Origin of the sequence: Frankia sp. R82, from assembly GCF_023716925.1 — a bacterium.
Taxonomy (GTDB): Bacteria; Actinomycetota; Actinomycetes; order Frankiales; family Frankiaceae; genus Frankia.
This window is the reverse complement of sequence record NZ_JAMQQG010000203.1, coordinates 1-551: the sequence shown is the minus strand read 5'-3', so window position 1 is coordinate 551 and position 551 is coordinate 1. Positions and strand designations below refer to the sequence as shown.

The 551-nt window shown below is 73.9% G+C and carries 1 protein-coding gene; it reads left to right on the top strand.

What is annotated here, in order from left to right; translation table 11 throughout:
• On the top strand, window positions 1-551 hold a 551-nt coding region (locus tag ND747_RS16610; RefSeq protein WP_251734510.1), incomplete at both ends, for a polyketide synthase.

The following is a 551-nucleotide window of genomic DNA, read 5'->3' as shown; positions in this document are numbered from 1 at the left end:
CTGGAGACCGCCTGGGAGTCGATCGAACGCGCCGGCATCGACCCGACCAGCCTGCGCGGCTCCAACACCGGCGTCTATGCCGGCGTGATGTACCACGACTACGGGACGCGGGTGCGCGCCGTCCCACCGGATCTCGAGGGGTATCTGGGGACCGGGGTGGCCGGCAGCGTCGCCTCCGGCCGGGTCGCCTACACGTTCGGTTTCGAGGGGCCGGCGGTCACCGTCGACACGGCCTGCTCGTCGTCGCTGGTCGCGCTGCATCTGGCCACCCGGGCGCTGCGCAGCGGGGAGACCGATCTGGCGCTGGCCGGCGGGGTGGCGGTGATGGCGACACCCACCGAGTTCGTGGAGTTCTCCCGCCAGCGGGGCCTGGCCGTCGACGGCCGGTGCAAGGCCTTCTCCGCCCACGCTGACGGCACCGGCTGGGCCGAGGGCGCCACCATGATCCTGCTCGAACGGCTCAGCGACGCCCGCCGCCACGGCCACCCCGTGCTCGCCGTCGTCCGCGGCAGCGCCGTCAACCAGGACGGCGCCTCCAACGGCCTGACCGC